Raw genomic sequence first — 20,793 nt, 5'->3', positions numbered from 1 at the left:
GGTGTAGAGACAAGGCCATCTGCGTCCATCCGCCGCGCTGCCCTTACTGTTTCGCAATCGCAGGTGTATCGTATTCGCCTTTTGCGGGTCCCCGGGGCCTGTCCGATTCGCGAGGTGGTTGGTTAATGTCCTTTTCCCGTCGACAAATACTCGGTGGTCTGGCCGGTCTTGTGGTGGTTGGCGTGGGAGCCGGTGGTGCGTCACGCTACTGGCTGGGCAAGATGGCCGACGCGGATGCCGGTCATGACTATGAGCTGATTGCGGCGCCGTTGGACGTGGAGTTGGTGGCCGGGCACAAGACCCAGGCCTGGGCCTTCGGCCCGTCGGCGCCGGGCACCGAGTTGCGGGTGCGCCAGGGTGAATGGCTGCGGGTGCGCTTCATCAACCACCTGCCGGTGGCGACCACCATTCACTGGCACGGCATACGCCTGCCGCTGGAAATGGACGGCGTACCCTACGTCTCGCAATTGCCGGTGCTGCCGGGCGAGTACTTCGACTATAAGTTCCGCGTGCCGGATGCCGGCAGCTACTGGTATCACCCGCATGTGAACAGCAGCGAAGAACTCGGCCGTGGCCTGGTGGGACCGCTGATCATCGAAGAGCGTGAGCCCACCGGTTTCAAGTACGAAAAGACCTTGAGCCTGAAGAGCTGGCATGTCGACGAGGTCGGCAATTTCGTCGAGTTCAGCATTCCCCGGGAAGCGGCCCGTGGCGGCACGGCGGGGCGCCTGGCGACCATCAACGGTGTGCCGCAGGCGGTGATCGACTTGCCGGCCGGGCAGATCACCCGGGTGCGCATTCTCAACCTCGACAACACCCTGACCTATCGCCTGAACATTCCCGGCGTCGAGGCGCAGATCTATGCGCTGGACGGCAACCCCATCGAACCGCGCCCGCTGGGCAAGGAATACTGGCTCGGCCCCGGCATGCGTATTTGCCTGGCGATCAAGGCCCCGCCGGCCGGTGAAGAATTGTCCTTGCGCAACGGTCCGGTGCGCCTGGGTACCTTGCGTTCAGTGGCCAATACCGACGCACCGAGCGAATGGCCGCCGGCACTGCCGGCCAACCCGATTGCCGAGCCGGACCTGGCCAATGCCGTGAAACTCAACTTCAATTTCGAATGGGTCGGCTCGGTGTCGGTCAACGTCGACAACGGCAAGCCGCCGAGCCTGTGGCAGATCAACGGCAAGGCCTGGGACATCACCGACAAGACCTGCGCCGACCGCCCGATTGCCAAGCTGGAAAAGGGCAAGAGCTACATTTTCGAATTGAAGAACATGACCCAGTATCAGCACCCGATTCACCTGCACGGCATGAGCTTCAAGGTCATCGCCTCGAACCGGCACAAGGTGATTCCGTACTTTACCGACACTTATCTGCTGGGCAAGAACGAGCGCGCGCAAGTGGCGCTGGTGGCGGATAATCCCGGGGTCTGGATGTTCCACTGCCATGTGATCGACCACATGGAAACCGGCCTGATGGCCGCCATCGAGGTGGCGTGATGCGTCAGATTCGTCCCGCCGCCATCATCGATCGCAGCCGTGATCGCGAATTCATGCGTGAAGCCCTGGCCCTGGCCGCCCAGGGCGCGGCCCTGGGCGAAGTGCCGGTGGGCGCGGTGCTGGTGCAGGACGGTGAAATCATCGGGCGTGGCTTCAACTGCCCGATCAGTACCAGCGATCCCAGTGCCCACGCCGAGATGGTCGCGATTCGCGCCGCCGCCGAGGCTGTCAGCAACTATCGCCTGCCCGGCAGCACGCTGTATGTGACGCTGGAGCCGTGCAGCATGTGCGCCGGGCTGATCGTGCATTCGCGGATAACGCGGGTGGTGTATGGCGCGCTGGAGCCGAAGGCGGGGATTGTGCAGAGCCAGGGGCAGTTTTTTACCCAGGGTTTTTTGAATCACCGGGTGTTGCATGAGGGGGGGGTGTTGGCGGAGGAGTGCGGGGCGGTGTTGAGCGAGTTCTTCAAGGCTCGAAGAGCCAAGCCAGCAGACTAAACACAGACCCCCCTGTAGGAGCTGCCGCAGGCTGCGATCTTTTGATCTTGCTGTTATTTACGGGCCACAATCACCGCCCGCATCGGCGCCGGCAGCCCTTCAATCGTCTTGCTGTGATCCTCGGGATCGAGGAAGTCGCTCAGCGACTGATACTTCATCCACTCCGTCCCGCGCTGTTCTTCGACTGTGGTGGTGCTCACATCCACGCATTTCACATCGGTGAACCCGGCACGACGCAGCCACAACTCCAGCGCCGGCACCGACGGCAGGAACCACACGTTGCGCATCTGCGCGTAGCGGTCTTCCGGCACCAGCACCTGATGCTTGTCGCCTTCGACCACCAGCGTTTCCAGCACCAGTTCACCGCCCTTGACCAGGCAGTCCTTCAGCGCCAGCAAATGCTCGATGGGTGAGCGGCGGTGGTAGAACACGCCCATGGAAAATACCGTGTCGAAGCCTTCGAGGTTCGGCGGCAGGTCTTCGAACGGGAAGGGCAGGTGCCAGGCGTTCGGTTCGGACAGGTAGCGCTGCACCGCCTGGAACTGGCAGAAGAACAGCCAGTTGGGGTCGACACCGATCACGCTGTCGGCACCGGCGCCGAGCATGCGCCACATGTAGTAGCCATTGCCGCAGCCGACATCGAGGATGCGCTTGCCCGCAAGGTCCAGATGCGGGGCGACCCGTGACCACTTCCAGTCCGAGCGCCATTCGGTGTCGACGTGAACACCGAACAGGTCGAACGGCCCCTTGCGCCACGGTGACAGGCCCATCAACGCGGAACGCATTTGCGCGCGGGTTGCATCGTCGCAATCGGTGTCCAGCTTCAGGCCGTTGAGCAAATCGACTTCGCTCGGCTGGATCTTTGGCAGGGCGTCCAGCGCGCTTTGCCAGCGCTCCAGGTCGCCATGGCCTTTTTCCATTTTCTTGTCGAGTTGCGCCTGCAGGGTGTTGGCCCATTCGGCCAGCGGCGTGCCGGCCAGACGGCGGGCGAGGGGAGACAGATCAATCATGGCAGGGCAATCAACGAGGCAAAGTTAAGACACTGGAACCACGGCACGACTTTCGAGAACCCGGCGGCCAACAGGCGTTCGCGGTGTTCTTCGAGGCTGTCGGGCTTCATGACGTTTTCGATGGCGCTGCGCTTCTGGGCGATTTCCAGCTCGCTGTAGCCGTTGGCGCGTTTGAAGGCGATGTGCAGGTCGGTGAGCAACGCGTGTTCCTGCTCGTCTTCGAAGCGCAGTTTTTCCGAGAGGATCAGGGCACCGCCGGGCAACAGCGACTGACGGATACGCGTCAACAGCGCGGTGCGTTGGTCCGGGGCGATGAATTGCAGGGTGAAGTTCAACGCCACCACCGAGGCCGGCTGGAACTCCAGCGCCAGGATGTCGCCCTCGATCACCTCGACCGGCAGTAACTCCTGGAACATCGAGTCCTGGCCATTGAGGTATTCGCGGCAGCGCTCGACCATGGCGGCGGAGTTATCCACAGCGATGACGCGGCAACCGTCGGTGCGCACATGCCGGCGCAAGGCCTGGGTCACGGCACCCAGCGACGAGCCCAGGTCGTAGAGCACGCTGCCCGGTTGGGCGAACTGCGCGGCGAGCACGCCGAGGTTTTCGACGATGGTCGGATAGCCCGGCACCGAGCGCTTGATCATGTCCGGGAACACCCGCACCACGTCCTCGTTAAAGGCGAAGTCAGGCACCTGGGCCAAAGGCTGGGCGAAAAGGCGATCGGGTTCTTTGCTCACGGCGGTTCCAGCGGTATCGGTGAAAAGGCCGGCATTTTAGCCAAGTTGGCGCGGGGATGCGCGGGTTGTCTGATAAAGCGGCGCAGTCATCGACCCACAATGGCCTTTGTAGGAGCCCGGCTTGCCGGCGATGGCGTCATGAAGGGCGCTATCGCCGGCAAGCCGGCTCCTACAGGTTCAGCGCTGTTTCTGATCGAACGCCGATGCCGTGATGCCCCACTGCCCCAGCCAGTAGCTGAGGATGATCACATAGGGTGCCGCATCGAACGGCACCACAAAGCGACTGATGCCAATCACACTGTCCGAAAACACAAACGCTACCGCACCACCGGCAGCCAGCAAGGCCGAACGCTTGGGCACATCACTGCCAAGCCGCGCCAGCGCGCGCCAGAGCATGGCGCTGATCGCCAGGCCGTAGACGATCACCGGAACCAGTAGTGGCCCCAGTCCATGAGCAATCAGAATCCCCAGCAGCACCGCACCAACGCCGAGGGCGATGATCAAGGGTAAAAGAGCCAGACGCCGGCAATCGCTCAAATAGGCTTTCAGATACGCCAGGTGGGCGACCAGAAATGCGCCGAGGCCGAACACGAACAAGTCCCCCGGCAAGGCCAGCAACACGTCGCCGATCAAGGAGAAAATCAGGCCCAGGCTGATCCAGCGCCGATATTCGCCGGGTGGTGCGTCGTGCAGCCAGCCGAGCAAGGCCAGCACCGGCAACGGCTTGACCAGCAGGCACAGCATGGAGGCGTGCACGCTCAGGCCATAAAGAAAGGTCACCGCGCCCATCAGCGCCAGAATCAGCCAGCCCACGGTCAGTTAACCGAGATCGTGCAGTCGAACGAGTCCACCGGCAGCACTTCCGGGGCCCACGGCTGTTGCGAGGTCAGGCGCAAACGCCCCGTGCCGGTCGCAAAAGCCTGGAAGCGCCAGGTCGAAACCCCGGCGGACCCGACGATGCCGGCATCTTCCGGATTTCGATACACCTCTGGCCCCAAGGCGTGCAGTACGCCGCCGGCCGAATCCTGGATCGCCCAGCGATAACCCGTGGTCGGGTTGCTCGGCAGGGTCAGGATCAGGTTTTGCCCGTTGGTGAGTTTCACCGGGCATTCGCTCTGTTTTTCCACAGTCACGTTGTGCGCAGGTTGCGTGGCGCATGCGGCCAGCAAGGCGAAGGCGAGGGGGACAAACAGGCGAGTGGGGGACATGAGATCAGTGGCTCCGGCGTTGGCGACGAACGGCGAGCATAACTGAAGATGAGACAAAGTGTGACGGTCAGCCTGTACAGCGGTGTCAGGGAGGACGCCTTCGCGAGCAGGCTCGCTCCCACAGTGATTAAGGGGGTACACAAATTCTGTGACCGACTCAATCCTGTGGGAGCGAGCCTGCTCGCGATAGCGGTGGAGCAGGCGCTACAAGAGCATCAGAACAACACCTTGGCCACATCCGCAAAGCGCTTGGCAAAGTGCACCGTAATGCCCTCCTTCAGGTACTCCGGCAGCTCCTCGAAATTACCCCGGTTGGCCTCCGGCAGGATCAGCTCGAAAATCTTCTGCCGCCGCGCTGCAATCACCTTCTCGCGAACCCCACCAATCGGCAGCACATGCCCGGTCAATGTCAGCTCACCGGTCATGGCCACGCCTTTTTTCGGTGGCTGGTTGCGTGCCAGCGACAGCAGGGCGCTGGCCATGGTCACGCCGGCGCTCGGGCCGTCTTTCGGCGTGGCGCCTTCCGGCACGTGCAGATGGACGAAGGCTTCGTCGAAGAACTTCGGATCGCCACCATAGGACTTCAGGTGCGAGCTGACGTAGCTGTAGGCGATCTCCGCCGACTCTTTCATCACGTCACCCAATTGCCCGGTGAGCTTGAACCCACGGTTGAGGGTGTGGATGCGCGTGGCTTCGATCGGCAGCGTCGCGCCGCCCATGCTGGTCCAGGCCAGGCCGGTGATCACGCCGACCCCCGCCAGCACCTGCTCGTTGCGGAACACCGGTTTGCCGAGCGACGCTTCGAGATCTTTCGGGCCGAGCTTGATCACCGCTTTCGGATCGTCGAGCAGTTTCATCACCGCTTTGCGCACCAGTTTGCCGAGGTTTTTTTCCAGCTGGCGCACGCCGGCTTCACGGGCATAGCCGTCGATCAGCGCCTTGAGCGCGCTGTCGCTGATGCTCAGGCTGCCCTTGGACACGCCGGCTTTCTCAAGCTGCTTGGGCCACAGGTGACGCTTGGCGATGGCGACTTTTTCTTCGGTGATGTAGCCCGACAGGCGAATCACTTCCATGCGGTCGAGCAACGGGCCGGGGATCGAGTCGAGGGTGTTGGCGGTGCACACGAACAACACCTTCGACAGGTCCATCCGCAGGTCCAGATAGTGGTCGAGGAATTCGACGTTCTGTTCCGGATCGAGGGTTTCCAGCAAGGCCGAAGCCGGGTCGCCCTGGTAGCTCTGGCCCATCTTGTCGATCTCGTCGAGCATGATCACCGGGTTCATCACTTCGACGTCCTTCAGCGCTTGCACCAGCTTGCCCGGCTGCGCACCGATGTAGGTGCGGCGATGGCCCTTGATCTCTGCTTCGTCACGCATGCCGCCAAGGCTGAAGCGATAGAACGGCCGGCCCAGGGATTCGGCGATGGATTTGCCGACGCTGGTCTTGCCCACGCCCGGCGGCCCCACCAGCAATACGATGGAACCGCTGATTTCGCCTTTATAGGCACCAACGGCGAGGAATTCGAGGATGCGGTCCTTGATGTCGTCGAGGCCGGCGTGGTGTTTGTCCAGCACCTTGCGCGCGTGCTTGAGGTCGAGTTTGTCCTCGCCGTACACGCCCCACGGCACCGAGGTCGCCCAGTCGATGTAATTGCGGGTGACCGCATACTCTGGCGAGCCGGTCTCGAGGATCGACAGCTTGTTCATTTCCTCTTCGAGGCGTTTCTGCACCTGCGCCGGCAGGACTTTGCCCACCAGCCGCTGCTCGAACTGTTCGAGGTCGGCGCTGCGGTCGTCCTTGGTCAGGCCCAGCTCCTGCTGGATGACCTTGAGTTGCTCCTTGAGGAAGAACTCGCGCTGATGTTCACCGATCTTGCGGTTAACTTCGGCGGAAATCTCTTTTTGCAGACGCGCGACCTCGACTTCCTTGCGCAGCATCGGCAGGACTTTTTCCATGCGCTTGAGCATCGGCACGCAGTCGAGCACTTCCTGCAGCTCACTACCGGTGGCCGAGGTGAGCGCGGCGGCGAAGTCGGTCAGCGGCGACGGGTCGTTGGGGCTGAAGCGATTGAGGTAGTTCTTCAACTCTTCGCTGTACAGCGGGTTGAGCGGCAGCAGTTCCTTGATCGCATTGATCAGCGCCATGCCGTAGGCCTTGACCTCGTCGGTTGGCTCGGTGGGCTGGTGCGGGTATTCGACTTCCACCAGATACGGCGGGCGATGGTGCTTGAGCCAGGTTTTCAGACGCACACGGGTCAGGCCCTGGGCGACGAATTGCAGTTTGCCGTTTTCGCGGCTGGCGTGGTGCACCTTGACCAGGGTGCCGTAGAGCGGCAGGGCCGAGGTGTCGAAGTGGCGCGGATCTTCCTGGGGCGTGTCCATGTAGAACAGGGCCAGGGAGTGGTGTTCGGACTTGGCCACCAGGTCGAGGGTCTCGGCCCACGGCTCTTCGTTGACGATGACCGGCAGGACCTGGGCCGGGAAGAATGGCCGATTGTGGATCGGGATGATGTAGACCTTGTCCGGCAGGTTCTGGCCGGGCAGGGCCAGGCCTTTGCCGGGTTTGTGCTGTGGAGCGCTTTGTGGATCGGCGTATTCGCTCGGGTCTTCGGGGAATTCTTGCTGGTCGCTCATGGGGGCACCTGCACAATGGGTATGGGTCTTAGATGGGGCAGGTTGGCGGTGGTTTCAACGGTCATTTTCTGCAATGCCGTGTTTCGAAGGCGTGTTCAGCGCAGAGACAGGTTAGCTGGATTTCGGCGCGACACCCTGCGCCTTTGCTTTTGTAGGAGCTGCCGAAGGCGGCGATCTTTTGATTTTGTAGGAGCTGCCGCAGGCTGCGATCTTTTGATTTTCCAGGATCAAAAGATCGCAGCCTGCGGCAGCTCCTACAGAGGATGGTGGTGATAATAAAAAAGGCGACGCCTGTGAGGGCGTCGCCTTTGTTTTGACTGCCGCTGAAACTTACTCGGACAGTTTGTACGCAATCACATAGTCACCCATTTTGGTGCCCAGTGAGCCGTGGCCACCGACGACCAACAGCACGTACTGCTTGCCGTCCTTGCCGGTGTAGGTCATCGGCGTAGCCTGACCGCCAGCCGGCAGGCGCGCTTTCCAAAGCTCCTTGCCGGTGTTGACGTCATAGGCGCGCAGGTACTGATCCAGCGTGCCGCTGAGGAAGCCGACACCGCCAGCAGTGACCATCGAACCGCCCATGCTTGGTACGCCGAGTGTCAGGCCGATAGGCAATGGCGAGCTGTCGCGGCTGGTGCCGTTCTTGCGTTTCCACACGACTTTGCCTGTGGTCAGGTCGATGCCGGCTACATAGCCCCAGGCCGGCGCCTGGCACGGTACGCCGAACGGCGACATGAACGGGTGCATGATCACCGCGTAAGGTGCGCCGGTGTTCGGTTGCACGCCCGCGGTTTCGCTCTCGCGCTTGCTGTCGGCCGCGACTTCGGCGCGAGGCACCATTTTCGAGACGAAGGCCATGTAGTTCGGGCTGGTGAACAGCATCTGGCGAACCGGGTCGACCGAAACGCCGCCCCAGTTGAAGACGCCAACGTTACCCGGATAGATCAGGCTGCCCTGTTCCGACGGCGGGGTGTACTGGCCTTCGTAGCGCAATTCCTTGAACTGGATACGGCACAGCATCTGGTCGAACGGGCTGGCACCCCACATGGCTTTTTCGGTCAGTTCCGGGGCCAGCAGGTTCAGGTCCGAACGGGCCTGGGTCGGTGCGGTGCGATCGCCTTTCACGGCGCCTTGCGGAGCCGGGATTTCCTTGATCGGGATGATCGGCGTGCCGTCACGACGGTCGAGGACGTACAGGCTGCCCTGCTTGGTCGGTTGGATTACGGCTGGCTTGATGCCGTCGGCGGTTTTCATGTCCAGCAGGGTTGGCTGGCTGCCGACGTCCATGTCCCACAGGTCATGGTGAGTGAACTGGTAGTTCCAGCGCACCTTGCCGGTGGCCAGGTCCAGCGCAACCAGGCCGGCACTGAACTTCTCGGCACCCGGGGTGCGGTCTGCGCCCCACTGGTCAGGGGTCTGGTTGCCCAGTGGCAGGTAGACCATGCCGAGTTTTTCGTCGACGCTGGCCAGCGACCACATGTTGGCCGAGTTGCGGCTGTAGTGTTCGCCCTCTGGCAGCGGTTCGGTCGCGTCAGGATTGTTGCTGTCCCAGTTCCACACCAGATGACCGTCGTGTACGTCAAAGGCACGGATCACGCCGGAGGGCTCGTTGGTCGACTCGTTGTCGGTGACGTGGCCGCCCATGATCACCAGGTCACGGGTGATCGCTGCCGGCGAGGTGGCGTAGTAGCCACCGGGGGTGAACGGGCCGATGCCTTGGGTCAGGTCAACCACACCGTTTTTACCGAAACCTTCGCAGACCTTGCCGGTGTCGGCGTTGAGTGCGATCAGGCGTGCATCGGCGGTTGGCAGGTACAGACGACGCGGGCAGGCCTGGGCGACGGCTTTGCCGGCCTCGGAAATCACGGCGGAGGCCGCGTTTTCAGACTGGGCGTAGGCCGCTTCGTCGTAGTACGACACGCCACGGCAGGTCATGTGGGCGAAGCCCTTGAAGCCCACCGGGCTCTTGATCTGCGGGTCGAAACGCCACAGTTCCTTGCCGGTGTCCGGGTCCAGCGCCAGCACCTTGCTATGGGCGGTGCACGCATAGAGCATGCCGTTGGCCTTGAGCGGGGTGTTTTCGTTGGTCAGTTCCACCGGGTCATCGGCGGTTGGCAGATCGCCGGTCTGGATACGCCAGGCTTCTTGCAGCTTGCCGACGTTGGCCGGGGTGATCTGCTTGAGCGGCGAGTAGCGGTCACCGAATTCGCTGCGGCCATAGGCCTGCCAGTCGCCTTCGGGCATCTGCGGCGCGGTGCTGGTCATGTCAGCCGAGTCACGACCCAATTCGCCCAAGGTCTCGCCCGGGTGGGTGAACTGGCTGGCCACGGCGGTGACACCGGCCAGGACCACGGCCACGCTCAAGGCGCCAGTGCCCATGGGGGCAGGGCCGTTGATCAGCAATGGACGACGGAACCACGGCAGCAGCATCACCACGCCGAGGGCGAACCACAGCGCCAGGCGCGGCACCAGTTGCCACCAGTCGAGGCCGACTTCCCACAGCGCCCAAACAGTACTGGCGAACAGCACCAGTGCGTACAGGCCCAGCGCCGCGCGGCGGGCGGCGATCAGCAACACGCCGCTCAAAGCGATGCCGATGCCGGCCAGCAGGTAGTACAGCGAGCCGCCGAGCATGCTCAGCTTGATCCCCCCGGCCAGCATGGCCAGGCCCATTAGCAGAAGCAGTATGCCGAGCAGGGTCGGCAACAGACGGCTTCGACCCAAGGCACCATCAGTGCTCATAGTGTGATTCTCCGTGATGTTTCAAGTAGTCCTGCGCCAGTTCACTGTAGATGACGATCCGGCGCGGGCATGGTTCATAAAACCGGTGTGGTTGACGCAGTCCTTGTAGGAGCGAGCCTGCTCGCGAAAAACCTGAGAGCGCCGCGGGGTGTCAGGCTCGAAGCGTTATCGTTGACGACCATCGCGAGCAGGCTCGCTCCTACAGGGTTTTGCGGTGTTTTTTAGAACGACGACTGGACCTTGATCCCGCCGATCAGCGCGTCGTCGACCTCGTTCACGCCGCCGGGATGGCGGATGTATTGCAGGTTCGGGCGCACGGTCAGCCAGTCGGTCACGTGCACGCCGTAATAGAGTTCGGCGCTGTATTCGGTGTCCTGGGGTGGCAGGTAGGACGGATTGTCGTAGTCGAAGACGGCGTGGGCCTGGTTGGTCGCCTCAGCGTTCTTGCGATAGGCCGGGTTGACGTGGACGCGGGCCATGGCAAAACCGATGTCGTCCCTGGACCGTGCGTCGAACAGGCCTTTGTAGACGAGACCGGCCTGGACGTAGTTGTCGATGGCGTTGGTCTTCTTGTCGTGCATCGTGCCGTTGGCGAACAGGCTCAGGCCGCGGGAATGATCGCTGGCCAGGCTGGTGACTTGCTGCTGGAGACCCAGCCACATGCCGTGTTTGCTCGAGGCGCTGCGGTAGGCTTCGCCACTCAGGGCGGCAGGCTGGCCGTTGCTGTCCTTGTAGACATCGGTGGCGTTGGCGCTGCTGTAGTAGTAACCGGCGCGGTATTCACCCGGCAGGCCGTTGAGTTTCGGCGTCCACACCAGTTCCACCGGCAGGACCGCGCCCTGGGTGCCGCTGCCGCTGAGCTTGAAGCCGTTGTCGCGATCCAGGTTCGACGGGTTCTGCTCGTACGCGCCGACCTGTGCATAAAGCTCTGGCGTCAGGTGATATTTGACCCGCATTGCCCACTGGCTGACCGGCCAGTTGTACCAGATATCGCCCGCCCAGTTGCCGACCTGGGAGCCGCAGAATGCCAGGTTCTGGAAGTCGCAAGGGAAGCTGTTGAAGTCTTCGCCTTCGCCGAAACGGCCGACCTTGATGTCGAGTTTTTCGTCGAAGAACTTCTGCTGATACCACATCTGCGTCAGGCGCCAGGTCTGGCCGCGGCCCCAGACTTCCTGGGCCGAGGTGAAGCCACCGACACGCGGATCGTTGATGCGGTCGTTGCTGATGTTGTTGCCGCTGCGTTCGGTGATGGTCAACTGGAACTCGGCGTTGTCCCAGCCGAGGATTTTCTGCAAGTCCAGATGGGTGCCCAGGCCGAACTGGTCGCTGTAGCGGGCCGTGCGGTCGTGGTCGTAACCGCCGTGCAGGTTGCTGCCCATTTCACCGGTGTAATCGACTTTGAAGTCGTAGCCTTTTTCCGCAAGTTCGCTGCGAGTGCCGTTCCAGTCGCCGAGCATCCACGGTGAATCGCTATCGAAGGCCGGAGCCGAGTGAGCGCAAGTGGCAAGGCCCAAAGCGGTGAGTCCGCCTATCAGGTTCAAGGTTTTTCGGCAGGCAACAGGTTTGAAGACAGCGCTGTCTTTCGAAAGCTGGAAATCAGGCATAGAGAAGAAATTCTTGATCTTTTTCTGGGGATTAAACGGAAGAAATGACTAGCAGAAGCGTTTCAGCTAAAGCAGGCGCAAGGATAATGATCTGTTACAAATAGAGAAAGGGCTTTTACTGACATGCAGCCTTTCGGATTTGGTAACAGTGACAAAAGATCGCAGCCTTCGGCAGCTCCTACAGGGGGATCGCATTCCAATGTAGGAGCTGCCGAAGGCTGCGATCTTTTCCGTTTCACCTACATTTAACGTAAGGTGCGCGACTTCCAATTCCCACTCTGCTTGAAGGCCCGGCATGACCGAACACAACATCGACCCGCTGCACGGCGTGACGCTGGAGCAAATCCTCAACGCCCTGGTTGAACACTACGAATGGTCGGGGCTGGCCGAACGCATCGATATCCGCTGCTTCAAGAGCGACCCGAGCATCAAGTCGAGCCTGACGTTCCTGCGTAAAACCCCGTGGGCGCGGGAAAAGGTCGAACGTCTGTATGTGAAGTTGATGCGCACCAAACGACCGCTCTGAACATGGTCAATCCGTGCGCGTTACGCCGCCGTTTTGTGGTCGTGGCTGCCATGCTCGGCTGGGCGGGATTGAGCATCCAGATGTACCTGATTTTCTATTCGCGCTGGACGCTGGGGGCCAGTCTGATCGGTGGGCTGATGAGTTTTTTCAGCTACTTCACCGTGCTGAGCAACACCCTGGTGGCGACGGTGCTGACCTGTGAACTGACGTCCCGCGAGTCCTCTGCGCGCCGCTGGTTTTTACAGCCCTGGGTCAGTACTGGCGTTGCTGTGAGCATCACTGTCGTCGGCCTGGCGTACAGCGTATTGCTTCGCCATCTATGGCATCCCGAAGGCTGGCAATGGCTGGCCGATGAGCTGATGCACGACGTCATGCCGCTGCTGTTTCTGGGGTATTGGTGGTTCTGCGTACCGAAAGGCTCGTTGCGCTGGGGGCATATCGCGTTGTGGGTGATTTATCCGCTGGTGTACTTCGCTTACTCGTTGCTGCGCGGGCATTTGCTGGCGACCTATCCGTACCCGTTCATTGACGTGGACAAACTGGGTTATCCACAGGTGTTCATCAACGCCGGGGGATTGTTGGCGGGGTTTGTGTTGATTGCGCTGGGGGTGGTTGCGGTGGATCGTCGTCATCAATTGTAGGAGCTGGCTTGCCAGCGATGGCGTCCTCAAGGCCCCATCGCCGGCAAGCCGGCTCCTACAGCATGTAATCACTCTTCAAGACTGCCATCCAGCCGCCAGTAACCCACCGCTTTGACGAACTGCTCATCCAGCCCGTGCTCATCGAGCAATACCCGACGAATCTGCCGCGACACCTTGCTCTCGGTCGCGACCCACGCGTACAGGCTGCCGGAGGGCACCTGGATCTGGCGCACGGTGGTCAGCAGATTGTCCTTGCCACCTTCGCGCAGCACCCAGATCACATTGACCTCGGCAGCGCTTTCCAGCACTTGCTGCTCCTTGCCGTTCTCCACTTCCACGATCACCAGCGCACGGCGGTTGGCCGCCAGGCCTTCGAGCCGTCGGGCGATGGCGGGCAGGGCGGTTTCGTCGCCGATCAGCAAGTAACTGTCGAACATGTCCGGCACGATCATCGAACCCCGCGGCCCACCGATGTGCAGGAACTGCCCCGGTTTGGCCTGTTCGGCCCAGGTCGAGGCAGGGCCGTCGCCGTGCAGCACGAAGTCGATGTCCAGTTCCAGGGTGTTCAGGTCATAGCGGCGCGGCGTGTAGTCGCGCATCTCGGGCAGCGGGCCGTTGTCCTTGCCGGCGCCCAGCACCAGGGTTTCCAGGGCCGCAGCCTGCTCGGCGTTCTGCGGGAACAACAGTTTGACGTGATCGTCGGTACCCAGGCTGACGAAGCCTGCCAGCTCCGGCCCGCCCAGGGTAATCCGGCGCATGCGCGGGGTCAGGTCGACCACACGCAACACTTCCAGGCGACGGCGTTTGATCTCATGCATGACGCGGTGAATGGATTGCGTGATCACTTCAGTCATTCGGCTTTCTCCTGAACGGGTTGAACGGCAGGGCCGTCGACGATGGCTTTGGCGGTGTCGTTGAGCAGGGCCGCGACGCGCTGGATTTCTTCCGCGCTCCAGCGGCCGTGGTGCAGTTGCAGGGCATGGCGCAGGTTGTGCACCGCCTCGTGGATTTCGGCCGGGCGATCATGGCCGCGCAACGAACGCTTGCTGACATCGATGCGCACCCGCACACCTTCAAGGGCGACGGCTTGCTCGGTCAGGGACTGGCGTCCGGCGTCGGTCACGCTGTAGCGTTTTTTCCCGCCTTCGGCGTCGCCGGTAATCAATTCGCTTTCTTCAAGAAAAGTCAGGGTCGGGTAGATCACGCCGGGGCTGGGACTGTAGGCACCGTCGAACATGCCTTCGATCTGGCGGATCAGGTCGTAGCCGTGGCACGGCTGTTCGGCGATCAACGCCAGCAGCAGCAGTTTCAGGTCGCCGGGGGCAAATACCCGCGGGCCACGACCACCGCGTTCGCGGCCGGGGCGTTTCTCGAAGCCGTCGCGGCCGTCGCCGTGTTCGCGGTGGGGGGAATGATGGTCTCTCATTTTTTTCGTTCTCTCTCGTCGTGTTTAGATACAACTTAAGATATATCTTTAGTGGTCCGCAAGACCCCCCGACCAACGGCTGATCACCATGCCAGGCGAAACCGCCACTGAAAATGGCGCTTTCGCGGCGCCGAAAAAGGCTTTTAAAGCGGGCGCACAAGTTTAAATTAGTGTTAACTCTCTAAATTAACGATTCACGCCTTAATACATTGGATTTGTAATATCCCTCCTACAGAAGTTACTGTGTCGTTGCCGGCCTTAACTGCCTGTGTATTGGCTTTATGTAGTCTGAATCTGACAGCCAAACAGTGACTTTATCAATATTCAAGTATTTTTCATGCCACTGTCGTGGCCCTTTGGCTACGCGCTTTGAGGAACTTGCCTGCTTACTTTCCAGATTGTTTGAACGATCATCTTTCGGCGTTGAGAGTTGCGCTGGAACATCACTGCTCGTGACTGTTTTGCTTCAGCGAAACTTTCAATACTTAGATCCTTTTTTTAAACGACAGGTACTGAAAGATGTTCAAGAAAATCGCGTTCGCTGCTCCTCTGGCTGTTCTGGCTCTGAGTTCCTCGATGGCGTTTGCCGCCACCGAAGCCAAACACTCCATCAGCATTGTGGCCCATGTTCCATCCGACGATTTCTACGCGGTGCCGGTTGATTCGGACCTGGTCAACAAAGACCAGGACATGAGCTACAACCCGGGTACTGATTCCATGAAGACCGTCGACGGGCACTTTGATGTGCTGCACACCGCCGGCAAAGTGAACGCCCGCCTGGAAGGCGTGCCGAAACTGATCGCCGGGAACAAGACCATCGACCTGAAAGTCGAGCTCAACGGCAAGACGCTGACCACCAATTCGCAGGAAGTTGTTGGCGAAGCTGAGTCCAACGTCCGCTATCGCGCGCCGTTCAAGATCAGTGCACTGGGCGGTAAACCTGATGCAGGTGATTACACCGGTGTCGTCATGCTGGTCGTTGAACCTTCCGTATAAGTAACAGCTGCGACGGTAAAGCGTTTACTTGCTCAAAGTAACGTAACCGGCCGGCAAACTATCAAGTTTACCGGCCGGGCTTTGACTTCCTTGTAATCAGAGTATTTGTTCATGTTCCCGATGACGCCCATCGCGGCAACGCTTGCGTTGCTGTTATGTAGCAGCGCATTTGCGGCGCCGACTTCCGTTGATAATACGCCTCGAAGTTTACTGGCTCAGGCCAAGGGTCTGCCGGCCGATTTCGAGGAACATTTCTTCGATGTGCCATTGGCCGTGCGGATCGAACTCGATCAACAACCCCTCGGCGAGGCGATGATCGTGTTGTCCCGCGATGACCGGGTCACCTTGCTCGATTTCACCGACACCAGCGACAGCCGTTTCAGCGCCGGCGAACGCGACACCTGGGCCAGCATTCTGAAACCCGGCGTGGCATTGGGCACCTGCAGCGGCCAATGCCCCGAGCAGATGCTGGCGGTGCACTACAACCTGGAAAACTCACTGCTGTCGATCGTCACCGAAAACGCCGAGCGCGACACTGAGGCCAAGCGTTTCTACGACCAGCCCGAAGGCGGCAGCAGCGGCCTGATGGTGCGCAACCAGCTCAACCTCAACGGCGGCCAGGATCAGAACCTCGGCGGGCGTTATGGCCTGGAGGCCAGCGGCAGCCTGGGCAACTGGAGCCAGACCTTCAACATGCAACTGGCGCGTCTCGGCGGGCCGGATGACAAGACTTATCATGCGGTGCATGAGCTCTACACCCAGCGCGAACTGCAAGGCAGTTTTTTCCGCCTGGGCTACTTCACTCCCAATTCCGAAGGCCTGAGCCGCCAACCCCGTTCGTTCGGCACCAGCCCCGACACCGCCGTTGGCGTGATGTACGGCAGTTCCGACAGCCTGGCGATCGACAGCCCCAAACCCAGCGTTTATCCGATCTATGTCACCGCCAATCGCCAGGCGTCGGTGGAGATTTATCGCGATGGTCTGCTGCTCAACACCCAATCGGTGCCCGCCGGATTGCAAACCCTCGATACCCGCCCGTTGCCCGGCGGCATCTACGACGTGGAAGTGCGCTTGATAGAAGACGGCCAGGTCACCTCCACCACTCAGGAGCTGATCTACAAACCGACCAACTGGCGCAACCATGACGAGCGCTGGCGTTACAACCTGTTCGCCGGCCAGGAAAGCAAACTGCTGAGCAACTGGGATCAACAGGAAAGTGGTGATGCGACGGCGGGTGCCGCGATCAATTACCTGCTGCATCCGCGGGTAATCCTCGGGCTCTCGGCACGTCAGGTGCGCAACACGCTGCAGTACGGCAGTTCCATCGACTGGAGCCTGGCCAACAGCGTCAGCCTCTATGCCAATCTGTACCAGACTGAAGACCACGGTACCGGTGCCGATCTGCAAGCGCTCTACAACTATGGTTCCGGCAGTCTGGTGGTGAGCCACAACCGCAGCTGGCTCGACACCACCAACACCTTCGACACGCTGCCCGACGGCACCCGCGTGCGCCAACGCAATGTGTTCACCGGCGAGACCAGCAATTCATCGCTGGCGCTGAACCACCGCATCAGCCGCAAGAACTCGCTTAACGCGCGGGTCTCCCACAGTGACGGCAACGTTGAAGGCGTCGGCGTCGACCTGGGCTGGACGCAGCGCACGATGCTGCTGGGCAGCGACGCCAACTGGCGGTTGTCATTGTTCGATCGTCCCGGCAGCTACAGCAGTGGCGACGCGCGCAATCGCGGGGTCGACCTGAGCATCAGCGTGGCGCTCGGCGGGCCGGGTCAACAGGTTTCGGGCAGCATCGGCAGCCGCACCGCCCGTGATGGCAGCCGCGACACCAACGCCTCGCTCGGTTATCGCAAAGACCTGCAAGACCACATCCTGCAGAGCGTCTCGGTGACTGCGCTGACCGACACCTACGGCGTCGGCCTGTCGAGCCTGGCGAACTTTCGCACCGACGCGATCAACGGCGACGGCTTTATCCAGCGCTCGTCGTTCAACGACAACTTCACCGGCGGCTTGAACTTGGACAGCACCGTGGTCGTCGGTGGCCAGCGCATGGCCCTGACCAGTCAGCATCAAGGACGAGGGGCCGGGATGATCGTCGATGTCGAGTCTGATATCGACGGCATCGCGTTACGCGCCGACGACCTCAGCGGCGGCAGCGCGGCATTGCGTCCGGGGCGCAATTTCATACCGCTGACGGCCTACAGGAACAGCTCGGTGAGCTTCGATTTCGAAGGCAATCACGCGCCAGCGGCCAGCATCGAGCCGGCTCGCACCCGCTATCACCTGAACAAGGGCGGCGTGGAGTACCGCAAGGTGCGGGTGATGAAAACCCTGACCGTGCTCGGACGTCTCGTCGACCCACAAGGCCGGCCGCTCAAGGGCCACCACGTGATCAATCACGCCAGTCGTGGGGTGAGTGAAGTCGATGGCTTCTTCTCGATGGAAATGCACGCCGGCTCACCGACGCTGGAAGTGCGTTACGCCGACCAGTTGCTGTGCCAGTTCCGGCTTGATACGGACAAGCACCGCAGTGAAAACAACGTGTTGATGATCGGCGACCTGCGCTGCTCGCCGGATACGTTGGCGGATGCGTCATTGACTCGCCAGGAGGCCAGTTGAATGGTTAATTTCAAGACGTGTATGCCGCAGTGGCTGTGCTTGCTGGCGCTGTTTGTGGCGCCCACGGCCGAGGCGGTCAATCAGGAGATCAGGGCGTTGTTCCGGCCTGACCCGGCAAACCCGCAACGTAATACGTTCATCAACAAAACCCCGGTCAGTGGTTACTGCGCGGACTATCCCGATCAGTGCGAACAGAACGCGACCTTCAGCATCCGCCTGCCCATACGGTTCGATTCCGTAAGGGCCATGCAACCCCATGACTCGCAGCGCAACAGTTCGATGTTCACCGTGCCGGCGCAATGGCGTGCATTGACGGTTACGAATGCCGAAACCGGTGAGGCGGAACAGGTCGAGATGCGCATTGCCGGATTTGGATCGCGGTACGTGCTCGACGACAAGGTCACCAACCTTACAGGTGCACCCAATACGCTTGAAGGGCACCGGGCCTTGTGGGGCGGCCCGTATGGCAGCTGGGTGAACCCCCCGTCGCCGTGCCAGTACAGCGGCGTCGGTTGGTACACCGATGATTTTTACCAGTTTTTCTGGAAAACCCCGATTCAGGGTACCTGCGTAAAAACCGCCAGTTTCAAGATTCCGGCCATGTACTACGAGTACCTGGATTTCGCCTATGAACTGCGTACGCCCAATCCGCTTGGTATGTCTTCAGGGCTCTACACCGGCGACCTGACTTATCGCATCGGGCCGGGCGGGGACTTTGACATGGGCGACGTGATGGTGCCCAACGATTCCGATCTGACGCTGAGTTTTGTCCTTGATGTTCAGCACACGCTCAAGGTCGATATCCCTCCAGGTGGTAACAAAATCCGATTGGAGCCGCAAGGCGGATGGCAAAGCTGGCTGCAAGCTGGACGCCGGCCGGTGCGACTGTTCCGTGACCAGACTTTCAATATATCGGCCTCGACGCGATTCAAGATACTGATGCAATGCGGGCCCGGAATAGGTGGCGAATGCGGACTGGAGAACAGTGCGGATAACGGTCGTCGAGTCGTCTTACACATCAGCGTAAGCCTGCCTGATGGCATAACCGACCTCTCAGGCCAACCCGTGAGACGCCTGCGATTGAGGACCGGTGCGGGGAATGAGCAGCAGTTCAAGCCCGGCTTCTATGTGGACCGGGCACCGGGAACCCTGCATTTCGAAGTTGAGCAATCGTACATGGAATCCATGCTGAGGCCCGGTGTTGCCGGCACCTATACCGGCATTGTCATTGTGATCTGGGACTCGGAAATCTGATGGCCAACGCATCGATCAGTCGTACCGGCAGTGTGTTCAATGACCAAGGACTAAAAGTTATGAAGCGTGTGTTTTTATTGATCGGTTTGAGCGGATTTTCCCTGGGCCTTCAAGCCGGGCCGCAAATCAACGTCGGAACGGTGTACGACTATCTGGATGGCGACAAAAGCACCTACCTCAAGCGCGTGTTCAACAGTGGCGACAGCACGGCCTTCGTCAAGGTCAACATTCTGGAAATCGTCTACGACGCCGAGGGCACCCCTAGCGAAGTGCCGGTCAAAAGCGACCCGGGCGCGGCATCGCGCGACGGGCTGATGGCCAGCCCCGCACGCCTGATCATTCCGGCCAACGGCATGCAGGGCACTCGGCTGTTGTTCATGGGCGAGCGCGACACCGAGCGCTATTTCCGCGTGCGCTTCATCCCGGTGGTGCCGGAAAAGGAAGACGAATTCGCGGTGTCCAGCGACGAGCGCGAGAACTACAAAAAAAACCTCTCGGCCGGTGTCAACGTCATGACCGGGTTCGGCACGGTGTTCTTCGTCAGGCCGAACAACAGCCGGTACGACAGCCAGATCGACAACGGCGCCAGCACTTATCGCATTCGCAATAACGGCAACACGTCGGTGGTCGTCGACGAGTTCCGCAACTGCTCGATCAAGCAGGAAAACGAGTGCGAGCCCACCACCAAGCACCACATACGTGCGGGCAAAGAGTTCGCATTCGACAAGAAGCCGGGACGTGAATACCGCTTCAACCTGGTCGAGGGCGCATCGAAAAAGGCCTTGCGCGTTGCCAGCCAATAACCGCCGGCACACACGAGTGACCGCCATTGCCCGCCGCTTTTTTTGACGTAACAGGTACCTGAAATGATCAAGCTATCGGCCATCGCCCTGTGGACAGGCGTCGCAGCACTGATGAGTTCCCCGGTATTCGCCGCCCGAGAAGAGCACCGATTCGAAGTGTCGGTGGATATTCCGACCTTGGGTTTCTACGTGATACCGGCCGAGTCGGACTGGATTCATCGCGAGCAAGTTCTGCCGTGGAACATCCACACTCGGTCGCTGGAGGGGATGCGCAAGAACTTCGACGTCAAGCACGACACCAGCGCCATCCACGCGCGGCTCGAGAGCGAGCCCTACCTGTCCAACGGCCGCGATGAGCAGAACATCTACCTGCTCGTCAGCTTCAACGGCAAGACGTTGAGCCACGACCCGCAACCCCTTGAAGTGCTCTCTCGCGAGCAGGCTGTCGCGGGCGGGCGCTTTGCCCTGCAGATCCAGCCGAAGGTGCCCGCGGGCGGGTACAAGTCGGGCCGCTACTACGGCAACGTGAATCTGGTCTTCAGTGCGGCGGCGCCTTGAAGTCGGGTTTGCACCAAAA

General features: G+C 60.9%; 18 protein-coding genes and 1 pseudogene. 9 read left to right on the top strand and 10 right to left on the bottom strand.

Features of this window, described 5'->3' with window-relative positions:
- Positions 1-125: 125 nt before the first annotated feature.
- Together CD175_RS24365 and tadA are read left to right on the top strand one after the other, a co-directional pair.
- Positions 126-1,502, top strand: coding sequence for a multicopper oxidase family protein (locus CD175_RS24365; RefSeq protein WP_104450759.1), 1,377 nt, complete (start codon positions 126-128; stop codon positions 1,500-1,502).
- Positions 1,502-1,999: a tRNA adenosine(34) deaminase TadA gene (tadA, locus tag CD175_RS24360; RefSeq protein WP_104450758.1), complete on the top strand. Its 498-nt coding sequence runs from the start codon at positions 1,502-1,504 to the stop codon at positions 1,997-1,999. The genes CD175_RS24365 and tadA overlap by 1 nt, the downstream gene beginning before the upstream one ends.
- Before the next feature lie 53 nt (positions 2,000-2,052).
- Here tadA and cmoB read toward each other — a convergent pair whose 3' ends face one another.
- The 8 genes and pseudogenes from cmoB to CD175_RS24325 form a co-directional block, all read right to left on the bottom strand.
- Positions 2,053-3,009 (bottom strand): tRNA 5-methoxyuridine(34)/uridine 5-oxyacetic acid(34) synthase CmoB, encoded by a 957-nt coding sequence (gene cmoB / locus CD175_RS24355; protein ID WP_104450757.1) that lies wholly within the window; start codon positions 3,007-3,009, stop codon positions 2,053-2,055.
- Positions 3,006-3,749, bottom strand: a complete 744-nt coding sequence (gene cmoA, locus CD175_RS24350; RefSeq protein WP_015093665.1) for a carboxy-S-adenosyl-L-methionine synthase CmoA — start codon at positions 3,747-3,749, stop codon at positions 3,006-3,008. The genes cmoB and cmoA overlap by 4 nt, the downstream gene beginning before the upstream one ends.
- A gap of 177 nt (positions 3,750-3,926) precedes the next feature.
- A complete protein-coding gene (locus tag CD175_RS24345) occupies positions 3,927-4,562 on the bottom strand; it encodes a lysoplasmalogenase (RefSeq protein ID WP_104450756.1) in 636 nt (211 codons plus the stop codon).
- Between the two features lie 2 nt (positions 4,563-4,564).
- Positions 4,565-4,957: a protease inhibitor I42 family protein gene (locus tag CD175_RS24340; protein WP_104450755.1), complete on the bottom strand. Its 393-nt coding sequence runs from the start codon at positions 4,955-4,957 to the stop codon at positions 4,565-4,567.
- Positions 4,958-5,172: 215 nt separating this feature from the next.
- A complete protein-coding gene (gene lon / locus CD175_RS24335; protein WP_104450754.1) occupies positions 5,173-7,590 on the bottom strand; it encodes an endopeptidase La in 2,418 nt (805 codons plus the stop codon).
- Positions 7,591-7,920: 330 nt separating this feature from the next.
- Entirely contained in the window at positions 7,921-10,332 is a 2,412-nt protein-coding gene (locus CD175_RS24330; protein WP_104450753.1) for a glucose/quinate/shikimate family membrane-bound PQQ-dependent dehydrogenase, read from the bottom strand.
- 104 nt (positions 10,333-10,436) lie between these two features.
- Positions 10,437-10,514, bottom strand: a pseudogene (locus CD175_RS31805) (outer membrane lipoprotein carrier protein LolA); the annotation flags it as partial.
- Positions 10,515-10,553: 39 nt separating this feature from the next.
- Entirely contained in the window at positions 10,554-11,936 is a 1,383-nt protein-coding gene (locus tag CD175_RS24325) for a carbohydrate porin (RefSeq protein ID WP_104450752.1), read from the bottom strand.
- 295 nt (positions 11,937-12,231) lie between these two features.
- Between CD175_RS24325 and CD175_RS24320 the strand changes: the two genes are divergently transcribed.
- Together CD175_RS24320 and CD175_RS24315 are read left to right on the top strand one after the other, a co-directional pair.
- Positions 12,232-12,462, top strand: a complete 231-nt coding sequence (locus CD175_RS24320; RefSeq protein WP_007975135.1) for a VF530 family protein — start codon at positions 12,232-12,234, stop codon at positions 12,460-12,462.
- A 2-nt stretch (positions 12,463-12,464) separates the two neighbouring features.
- Positions 12,465-13,103, top strand: coding sequence for a Pr6Pr family membrane protein (locus CD175_RS24315; protein WP_104450751.1), 639 nt, complete (start codon positions 12,465-12,467; stop codon positions 13,101-13,103).
- Between the two features lie 68 nt (positions 13,104-13,171).
- Here CD175_RS24315 and CD175_RS24310 read toward each other — a convergent pair whose 3' ends face one another.
- Both CD175_RS24310 and CD175_RS24305 read right to left on the bottom strand, forming a co-directional pair.
- The gene (locus CD175_RS24310; protein WP_104450750.1) at positions 13,172-13,957 is read right to left on the bottom strand and encodes a siderophore-interacting protein; all 786 of its coding nucleotides are present in this window, start codon (positions 13,955-13,957) and stop codon (positions 13,172-13,174) included.
- The gene (locus tag CD175_RS24305; protein WP_007975131.1) at positions 13,954-14,529 is read right to left on the bottom strand and encodes a PadR family transcriptional regulator; all 576 of its coding nucleotides are present in this window, start codon (positions 14,527-14,529) and stop codon (positions 13,954-13,956) included. Before CD175_RS24305 ends, CD175_RS24310 begins: the two co-directional genes overlap by 4 nt.
- Before the next feature lie 519 nt (positions 14,530-15,048).
- Between CD175_RS24305 and CD175_RS24300 the strand changes: the two genes are divergently transcribed.
- The 5 genes from CD175_RS24300 (at position 15,049) to CD175_RS24280 (ending at position 20,774) form a co-directional block, all read left to right on the top strand.
- Positions 15,049-15,525 (top strand): CS1 type fimbrial major subunit, encoded by a 477-nt coding sequence (locus CD175_RS24300; RefSeq protein ID WP_007975130.1) that lies wholly within the window; start codon positions 15,049-15,051, stop codon positions 15,523-15,525.
- Positions 15,526-15,636: 111 nt separating this feature from the next.
- A complete protein-coding gene (locus tag CD175_RS24295) occupies positions 15,637-18,159 on the top strand; it encodes a CS1-pili formation C-terminal domain-containing protein (protein ID WP_104450749.1) in 2,523 nt (840 codons plus the stop codon).
- Entirely contained in the window at positions 18,160-19,413 is a 1,254-nt protein-coding gene (locus CD175_RS24290; protein ID WP_104450748.1) for a hypothetical protein, read from the top strand.
- Positions 19,414-19,472: 59 nt separating this feature from the next.
- Complete coding sequence (locus CD175_RS24285) at positions 19,473-20,216, top strand: pilus assembly protein (RefSeq protein ID WP_104450820.1); 744 nt, start codon at positions 19,473-19,475, stop codon at positions 20,214-20,216.
- Positions 20,217-20,279: 63 nt separating this feature from the next.
- Positions 20,280-20,774 (top strand): CS1 type fimbrial major subunit, encoded by a 495-nt coding sequence (locus tag CD175_RS24280; protein ID WP_104450747.1) that lies wholly within the window; start codon positions 20,280-20,282, stop codon positions 20,772-20,774.
- Positions 20,775-20,793: the final 19 nt, after the last annotated feature.

This window comes from Pseudomonas laurylsulfatiphila, assembly GCF_002934665.1.
GTDB lineage: Bacteria > Pseudomonadota > Gammaproteobacteria > Pseudomonadales > Pseudomonadaceae > Aquipseudomonas > Aquipseudomonas laurylsulfatiphila.
Note: the sequence above shows the minus strand (reverse complement) of the source record. Positions and strands in the feature narration are given on the sequence as shown.